Source organism: Flavitalea flava (assembly GCF_054461575.1).
The window spans coordinates 83,006-91,666 of the sequence record NZ_JBTLQH010000029.1; the positions used below are offsets into that span (position 1 = coordinate 83,006).

At 45.6% G+C, this 8,661-nt stretch carries 9 protein-coding genes; 6 read left to right on the forward strand and 3 right to left on the reverse strand.

Features of this window, described 5'->3' with window-relative positions:
- Positions 1-14 precede the first annotated feature (14 nt).
- Positions 15-827 (reverse strand): helix-turn-helix domain-containing protein, encoded by an 813-nt coding sequence (locus ACX0G9_RS22150; protein ID WP_459067146.1) that lies wholly within the window; start codon positions 825-827, stop codon positions 15-17.
- Between the two features lie 124 nt (positions 828-951).
- On the opposite strand from ACX0G9_RS22150, the gene ACX0G9_RS22155 reads away from it, so the two are divergent.
- The 4 genes from ACX0G9_RS22155 to ACX0G9_RS22170 all read left to right on the forward strand — a co-directional run bounded on the left by ACX0G9_RS22155 (position 952) and on the right by ACX0G9_RS22170 (position 4,508).
- The gene (locus ACX0G9_RS22155; protein ID WP_459067147.1) at positions 952-2,343 is read left to right on the forward strand and encodes a hypothetical protein; all 1,392 of its coding nucleotides are present in this window, start codon (positions 952-954) and stop codon (positions 2,341-2,343) included.
- Between the two features lie 102 nt (positions 2,344-2,445).
- The gene (locus ACX0G9_RS22160; RefSeq protein WP_459067148.1) at positions 2,446-3,201 is read left to right on the forward strand and encodes an MBL fold metallo-hydrolase; all 756 of its coding nucleotides are present in this window, start codon (positions 2,446-2,448) and stop codon (positions 3,199-3,201) included.
- Between the two features lie 94 nt (positions 3,202-3,295).
- Positions 3,296-3,754: a DoxX-like family protein gene (locus ACX0G9_RS22165; RefSeq protein ID WP_459067149.1), complete on the forward strand. Its 459-nt coding sequence runs from the start codon at positions 3,296-3,298 to the stop codon at positions 3,752-3,754.
- Position 3,755: 1 nt separating this feature from the next.
- Positions 3,756-4,508, forward strand: a complete 753-nt coding sequence (locus ACX0G9_RS22170) for a DUF2071 domain-containing protein (RefSeq protein WP_459067150.1) — start codon at positions 3,756-3,758, stop codon at positions 4,506-4,508.
- A gap of 19 nt (positions 4,509-4,527) precedes the next feature.
- Here ACX0G9_RS22170 and ACX0G9_RS22175 read toward each other — a convergent pair whose 3' ends face one another.
- Both ACX0G9_RS22175 and ACX0G9_RS22180 read right to left on the reverse strand, forming a co-directional pair.
- Positions 4,528-6,012 (reverse strand): alpha-amylase, encoded by a 1,485-nt coding sequence (locus ACX0G9_RS22175; protein ID WP_459067151.1) that lies wholly within the window; start codon positions 6,010-6,012, stop codon positions 4,528-4,530.
- A 104-nt stretch (positions 6,013-6,116) separates the two neighbouring features.
- Positions 6,117-6,428, reverse strand: a complete 312-nt coding sequence (locus tag ACX0G9_RS22180; protein WP_459067152.1) for a hypothetical protein — start codon at positions 6,426-6,428, stop codon at positions 6,117-6,119.
- A 215-nt stretch (positions 6,429-6,643) separates the two neighbouring features.
- On the opposite strand from ACX0G9_RS22180, the gene ACX0G9_RS22185 reads away from it, so the two are divergent.
- Both ACX0G9_RS22185 and ACX0G9_RS22190 read left to right on the forward strand, forming a co-directional pair.
- Positions 6,644-7,120: a low affinity iron permease family protein gene (locus tag ACX0G9_RS22185; protein ID WP_459067153.1), complete on the forward strand. Its 477-nt coding sequence runs from the start codon at positions 6,644-6,646 to the stop codon at positions 7,118-7,120.
- 28 nt (positions 7,121-7,148) lie between these two features.
- Positions 7,149-8,483, forward strand: a complete 1,335-nt coding sequence (locus ACX0G9_RS22190) for a DUF2252 domain-containing protein (protein WP_459067154.1) — start codon at positions 7,149-7,151, stop codon at positions 8,481-8,483.
- The last annotated feature ends 178 nt before the right edge of the window (positions 8,484-8,661 follow it).

Consider the following 8,661-nt stretch of genomic DNA (forward strand, 5'->3'; position numbering starts at 1 on the left):
CGGAGTAAAAGTCCTCAACTTAAAATAGCGCGGATATCAGGTTGATGGGTAGGCGGGCTTCCCGAAAACCGTTTGAATTCTTTTATAAAATGCGCCTGGTCAAAGTAATTATATTCCGACACCAATTCCTGCCAGTCAGTGACTTTTTTATCTTTTATCCCTGTCCGCAAAGAGTTGAACCGGGTGATCCGGCTGTATAATTTAGGCGACAGGCCTACCATTTCCTGGAACTGGTATTCCAGGACTCTTTTGGACAGGCACAAAATGGGGGCTAATTGTTCGATAGGCTGGGCGCCACGACTCTTTTCAATCATCGTACAGGCATAACTGATACGGGTCACATCCAGTTTTTCATTTTTATGAAGCTGGTTTTCCAACCAATCATTCACTAATTTAATGACAAGGCTGGAGTTGTTCGCAGCATCCTCGATCTGGTTTAACAAAGGTCGTATTCCATCTTCCAGTATATCGGATAAAGAAGTTCCATGTTCTGGAAAAGCACAATTCTGAGGAAAGCCCATTAGCCTGTATGCTCCAAACGGTTTAAAAATAACATGCAAGACTTTTTGAGGCCAGGCTATAATCCTGTAAAACCGGGGTTGCTTGAACTGATGAATGAAATTAAACTTGGCCTGCCGGATGAGCTGTTCAGACCCCACTTCCCTGCATATGGCCGGCTGGTCCAAACTAAAACATAATACCGCCGAGCCAATGGGATACATACCGAAAGTGATGTCCCCGATCCCGCCTTCACTATAATCGCTGAGCAAGTAGGCCGAAATGTACTTCTTAAGTACCGGTCCCGGGGAAAACCATATTGACGCCATAGAGAGAAGAGATTTTTGCCGGAAGTAAGATAGCCATATTTACGCTTTTTTACAATTTTAAGCTGAAATCACCGAATACCTTTACTCCTTCAATTAAAAAAAGCTGATATAAAAATTGACAACTATGAAAAGGTTTTTAGTGGTAATGACAGGCATTGTTCTTTTTATTTCCGGGTGTAAAAAAGGCAGTTCTCCCGCTCCTCCGGCGGCGGCAGCCAGCGACAGGAAAATCACGATAACGGTGGATAACCTTAGCCCGGTCACCGGATCGAATGTTACCTTCACCCTTACAGCGGGTAATAACGGGCCGGATGCAACTACCGGCGTAAGCGTAAGCGAAACCCTGCCGACCGGCTATACCCTTGTATCGGCGACTCCATCGACAGGCAGTTATGCCGCAGGCAACTGGAACGGTTTTGGTCTGGCCAGTGGGGCAACCGCCACTTTAACCGTGGTGGCTACCGTCAAGGCAACGGGGGTATATACGAACCCGGTCACGATAACCGGCACCGAGAACGATCCGGTAGCCGCCAATAACAGCGCTACGGCAACCATAACACCCACGGCACCAAAAGTATTAATGGTTTCCACCCTGGCGGGTAGTTCATATGGTTACCTGGATGGTACGGGTACGGGGGCAAAATTCGGTACTCCGAGAGGTCTGACAGTAGACGCCGCAGGTAATGTGTTTGTTGTCGATTACAGCAATGACCGTATTCGCAAAATCACCCCCGCAGGGGTGGTAACGACCATAGCAGGCAGCACAAACGGTTTTGCAGATGGAACAGGGGCGGCGGCACAATTCAACCATCCCAATGCCATTGCCATAGATGCCGCCGGTAATTTATACGTGGCAGATGCCGGCAACAATCGCATTCGCAAAATTACACCCGGGGCTGTGGTAAGTACTATTGCCGGTGACGGTTATGTTACCACCCTTTACCAGCCCTTAGGCGTAGGCGTTGATGCTTCGGGAAATGTATACATTGCCGACTCGTACAACAGCCGTATTGGCAAACTCGGTTCCTCCGGATTTTCCGTACTGGCCGGAAGTACAGCCGGCGGTCCCGGTTACGTGGATGGAACCGGCACGGCGGCAAAATTCAACGATCCCAATGGCGTAGTTGTAGATGCGGCAGGAAATGTATTTGTGTCAGATTGGGGTAATTTTCTCATTCGTAAGATCACTCCCGCTGGTGTGGTATCCACTTTTGCCGGAAGCGTTGAAGGTTTCGCAGATGGTACTGGTTCGGCCGCCAAATTCGAACATCTAAGCGGCCCGGCTATCGATGCAGCAGGAAATATTTATGTAGCCGATATCGGGAATAATCGTATTCGGAAAATCACTCCGGAGGGAGTTGTTAGCACCGTGGCTGGCGGTGCTCCACTGGGTTATCTGGATGGACCGGTCGCTACGGCCCAATTTGCCAATCCCTATGCCGTAGCGGTCGATGCCGCAGGCAATATCTATGTTTCCGATATGGATAACAACCTGATCCGGAAGATCGGTTATTGATACCGATCTTTCCATTGCCTGGCTACCGATCTTTCCGTTCCCGGAATTGTAGTATCTTTAAAACTGATTATTCCATCAAATTTCTCATATAATCAGTTTATTATGAAAACAGGAATTTTTGCTTTCCTTCTTCTGGCCATTATCGGTAAGTCTAGTGCCCAGCGTATCGATCCGGATCTTATTCCAACCAAATTGGGTCAGTTGTCCATTCAACCCATCAATCACGCCAGCCTGGTGCTTACGGTGAATGGTGTCACCATCTATGCAGACCCGGTCGGCGGCGCTGATCCCTACAAAGGGCTTGCGGCTCCGGATATTATCCTGGTCACGGATATACACGGCGACCATATGGACAGCAAAACAATGGAGGCGATAAAAACAGGCAAGACCATGGTGGTCGTACCACAGGCTGTAGCGGACAAACTACCTGCCGAAGACAAAACAAACCTGGTCATCCTGAACAATGGGGAGCATAAAACCCTGTCAGGAATTGAGATTTCTGCCATACCCATGTATAACCTGCCGGAAAGCCCTACGGCCATGCACACCAAAGGAAGGGGTAATGGATATGTACTGGGCATCGGCGGTAAAAAGATCTATCTCTCCGGTGATACCCAAGGTATTCCGGAAATGCGGTCGCTGAAAAATATCGATATCGCCTTCGTTTGTATGAATCTCCCCTATACCATGACAGTTAATGAAGCTGCGGATGCGGTCCTGGCTTTTGCACCCAAGATCGTTTATCCGTATCATTATCGCGGCAAGGACGGGCTCAGCGACGTGAATGCCTTCAAAAAACTGGTCGATGATGGAAACAAAGGAATTGAAGTAAGATTGCGCGATTGGTATAAGAAGTAAGGAAGAAAGTAATTATAGGTTATTTACGCCCCATATGATCAAGATTATATGGGGCTTCCCTTTTTGATCAAATTCTATCCACAAAATTACCTACTTGCCATCATTTTTTGTACGTTTGGCAATGCAGGTTATAGCTGTAAAAACCCATAAGCTCATTACCGCCTTCATTGCCGCCATATGGATAGCCAATGGTCTTTTCTGTAAGGTGTTGAATTGGGTTCCCCGGCATGAAATGATCGTAGCCAGGATCTTAGGCGGAGAGCATGCCATTATGTTGACAAAATTGATCGGGATGTCTGAAATAGCCATGGCCGTATGGATTATCAGCGGCATCAGAAGCCGTTGGAATGCAATCGCACAAATTGGTATAGTGGCCTCCATGAACCTGCTGGAATTTTTCCTGGCCCCGGATCTGTTGCTTTGGGGAAAAGGAAATGCATTTTTTGCCTTACTATTTATCCTGTTGATCTATTTCAACGAATTCAAACTGGCTAAAGGATTTAAACCAACCAAGGATTTTAAGGAACATAAAATATCCCCTCAACGGCCCTGACATGTTTGCATCCCTAAAAAATCATCCCTTTGCAGTAGAGGCTTTTTTTAAAAGTTCGCTTGTCCTGACCTTTGCTGTCCCCAAAGAAGAAATAGAACAGTTGATCCCGGAATGTTTGCAGCTGGATACATTTATGGACAAATGGGCATTTATCGCCATTGCCATGGTCCAAACAACCGGTCTTCGGCCAAAAGGGTTTCCCAGGATCCTCGGCAATGATTTTTTCCTGATTGGTTACCGCGTATTTGTGACCTATACCACCCTGGCCGGGAAAAGGCTGCGGGGCTTATACATCCTGAAGTCGGAAACCAATAAAAAGAAGATGGAATTTCTGGGTAATCTATTTACGCATTATAACTATACGACCACCGATATCCGGCAAACAAACGAAACAGGAAGATCCGTAATCGGCTCTATAAAATCCGGTTTTGTTTTTGACATTTCGACCAGGGAGGCTACCGGGGATCAGGACATTCCCTTGCCGGAACACTCACCCTTTTCGAATTGGAAAGAGGCGAGAAGATTTGCCGGGCCTTTACCGTTCACCTTTACTTATGAACCGGAAACAAAAAAAGTCTTGATTATAGAAGGCGTCAGGGAAAACTGGATCCCTGTTCCGGTAAACGTAAATGCCTGGCAGGCTTCTTTTTTAAAAAGTCTCCAGCTCAATGATGTGGTCCTGGCCAATGCCTTTATCATTAAAAATATTCCCTATCATTGGAAAAAAGGAAGAATAGAACTATGGAAACCCTAAAAATAATTTTACCAATGTTTTATTTTTTTTGCACCCAAACGCTGGCTGATCCCGGGGATACATGAAACTCTCCCCAGCCTTCTTCATTAATGGTCACTTCTCCCGGATGTTTGCCCATAAAATCCACAAAAATTTTCCCGGCATGCCTTTTCCCAATCTCCATATTTTTTAACCCTTCCTCGCTATTGGATAAAAGTACGGCGCATCCCGACCCTTCTAATTCTTCCGTACCTTCCCGTGTCCATCCGATACAATTGACGTGATCGAAAAAATCCCTTTGCATCCCATAGGCATATATTTTTCTGGAAATCAACAATTCTTCGATATGATCGCATTTTTCAAGGAAAATTTCATGGTCCTGACCGTCACTCCCTTTATCCACATAATGACTGCCATAGAGATCAGGATAAAAAATGCAGGGGTAGCCGCCTTCCCGCAGCAGGATCAGGGCATAAGCCAGGGGTTTGAACCAGGCCTCTACAGGTGCCTGGAGGGCTTGCAAAGGCTGGGTATCATGATTATCCACGACCGTTACCGCTAAATCCGGTTTTTCTTTAACCAGGGTATTTTCGAGGATCGTGCTAAGATCAAAATCCTTTCCTCCTTTCGAGGCCAGATGAAACTTTTGATGCAAGGCCGCATCGAACAAAGACATTTTCTCTTCCGTCACCTCGATATATTTTAATAAAAGCGGAAGATCCCCCGGCGCCCAATACTCCCCCACGGCAAAAAGATCCGGTTTGAGACTACGCATAAAATCCAGCCATTCTACAAAAAAACCGGGTGTAATATGTTTGACAGCGTCCAGCCGGACCCCATCCAGGTTGGCCGTTTTTAAATACCATTCTCCCCATCTTTTTAGTTCTTCGCGGACCGCAGGATTTCTGAATTCGATATCACAAAACATCAGGAAATCATAATTTCCTTTTTCTGTATCGATAACCTCTTCCCAACCCTCACCATATTCGTTCAATATAGTAAATATGCCATCTTCCTTAATATCCGCAGCGTAATCCACGCCGGTAAAACAATGGAAATCCCAGATAAACGAAGAGTATTTTTGTTTGCGGCCGGGAAACGTAAATTTGGTATAGGCCTCTATAAAAAATGGATCGCTGGTAAATTCATTCCGGTCATCGGGGTTAACGCGTCTGACTTCTATTTTTTCGAGTTCATCGGCTCCACCCTTATGATTGAGCACGATATCCGCATAGACCTGGATCTTATGCGTATGCAAGGTTTCAATCAGTTGTAAATATTCGTCCTTGGTACCAAAACGGGTTCTTACTGTTCCCTTCTGATCGAACTCGCCCAGATCAAAAAGATCGTAGGCGTCATAACCATTGCTGTTGACTCCTTCCTTTCCTTTATAAGCGGGCGGCAACCAAAGGGCATTTATACCGAGTTCGGCCAGCTTTTCCGCATTTGCCTTAGTACTGTTCCAAAAACTTCCATCGGTTGGCGTATACCAATGAAAATGCTGCATCATGGTCCCGTTGGTCATGGTTTATTAATTAGAGGGGTTGTAGTTATTTTTTTTAATACCGTCGTTCAAAATAGGCAAAATATTCCCCAAATTGCGGATTTTCCAAATATTTAATGCCCTATTTACCAGACATCTTTTTTATGGGTTGCCAAAGAATCCAATAAAAACTGGGTCACTTCATTATTGATGTTATGGGTATGACTTTCGGCCAATTTTATCCGTCTGTTAAAATCACAGTCCCAGTCTTTGATCGCTTCTTCTTTCGTTTCGCCGCATCCGAAAATTCCGATTTTCTGGTCAGGGCCCAACAAACAACAAAATAAATTTCCTTCCTGATAAAGGACGGGTCTGAATTCTTTGAAGGATTGGGGCCATCCTCCGGCATCATAGTTTATATAAATAACCAAACTGTCATCGACTTGCATCTGTGTCATGGGTATGCTTTCAGCAATAGATAAAAAAAGTATGCCACTTGCCCTGAAAGCGGGCAGGGTGGGACCCGGCAATATATTTCCCAAAATGTGAATTTGTCAGGCAAATAAGGAAGGATAATTCCCTATTCCACCCTTAAGCAATGGATTTTCTTCCTTATGGGTGGAATAAAAGGCTTGGCATACTTTAAGCTGGATAAAGTTTACCAAATCATAATATGAAAAAGAAAAATAGTTATTTTGAAAACTTTGCCTCGGCGGTAACCAAAGTAACCGGAAGCACGCCGGCCTTTATCATCGCCTGTCTGATGGTTCTTGTGTGGGGATTAACCGGGCCTGTCTTTCATTATTCAGAGACCTGGCAACTGGTTATCAATACCGGAACGACCATAATAACCTTTCTGATGGTCTTCCTTATTCAAAAAACTCAAAATAAAGATTCCCTGGCTATCCAGCTTAAACTGAATGAATTGGTCGCTGCCCATGAATTTGCCAGCAACCGGCTGGTCAATGTGGAGAACATGACCGAGGATGAATTAAAGGTCATTCAGAAATACTATGCGAACCTGAGCAATATCACCAGGGAGGAAGAAAGCTTGCAGCAATCCCATTCCATTGACGAATCCAAACAGATCAGTGAAATAAAGAAGGATATCGAAACGAATATCCTGGAAACGATTAAAAAGAATCCCTAATAAAAAAGAACCCCTAATAAAAATATCCATGTCTACGGAATCAGCCTCTCTGCTGGCTATTGAATCAGCAGTCCATACAGATTTACCGGTAAATGCAGATTTATCAATCCATACTGATTTATCAGTAACAGAGCGGATAAACGCGTTCAATTCGGGAAGGGAAGAAGAAATGATCCAGGTAAAATTGGAGGCCATGGAAGAGAGCCTTTTCCGTTTTTACAGAGGCACCTGTCACTTATTCTATGAGGATCTGGCAAATGCCCTGGCTGGGGATCTGGCAAATGCGCATGGCGGGAATCGGGCAAACATCCACCCACCCCTCCCGGCCTCCCCGGCTGCCTGGATATGCGGGGATCTTCACCTGGAGAATTTCGGAAGTTTCAAGAGCGATAACCGGCTGGTTTATTTCGATCTGAATGATTTTGACGAAGCCGTTCTTGCACCCGCACTGTACGAAGTTGCCCGGATGACTACCAGTATTTTTTTAGCCTTTGAATCGCTGGGGATAGAATTGGAAAAAGCGGAAAAAATGTCCGCTCTGTATGTAAAAAGTTATGCCACCTGTTTAAAGGGCGGCAAACCCAATTATATCGAACCGCAAACGGCCCAGGGCATTGTTTGTGAATTCCTCACGGCAGCCAACCATCAAAGACTGAAGGATATCCTGGTCAAACGGACCATCAGGGAGAAAAAAAAGTTAAAGATCCTTTTGGATCACCCCCGGCACATAAAATTAGAAAAGAGTTTTCGTAAGGAACTGGTGGCTCATATGGAAACCTGGCTCCGGCAGGACGGCAACAGTCCCTATAATTATAAGATCCTGGATTCGGCCTTCCGCATCGCGGGTACCGGCAGTCTGGGTTTGAAAAGGTATGTCTTACTCATGCAAAGCCTGAATGAGGCCGGTGAAAAATTCATGCTGATCGATATGAAACAGGCTGTTAAATCCTCTGTCCTGCCTTTTACGCCACTTGCCCAGCCGCAATGGTTAACTCAGGCGGATCGCATTAAAGAAGTGCAGGCCAGGATGCAGAATCGTCCCCCGGCCTTATTAAGCACCACCCATTTTAAGGGAGACGTCTTTATCATCCAGGAAATGCAGCCTGAAAAGGACAGCATTAATTTCAAACTGCTCAAGGAACGTTACCGCGATATGTACCGGGTCATCGAGGATATGGGTATGCTGACCGCCTCGGCGCAGTTACGGAGCGCCGGAAGACAGGGATCCGCCATTACGGATGAATTAATGGACTTTGGCTCGGATGAAGCCTGGCAGGAAAGGGTATTGGACTACTCCCGGCAATATGCATCGACGATCAGAAAATATTATCAGGAATTTGTTGATTTTCGGAAAGCCGGCTAATTACAAAAACTTTTAAAACACTTATATGAAAAAAAATTCCATGCCTGACAAAAAACTTCCCCGCAAGACCGAAGCTTCCCCAAAAAATCAACCGGCCAACGCCAAAACCGATGACCTTTCACCGGATACAGAGAACGGCACCGGGGAATTTATGACCACCGACCAGGGTGTGCGGATC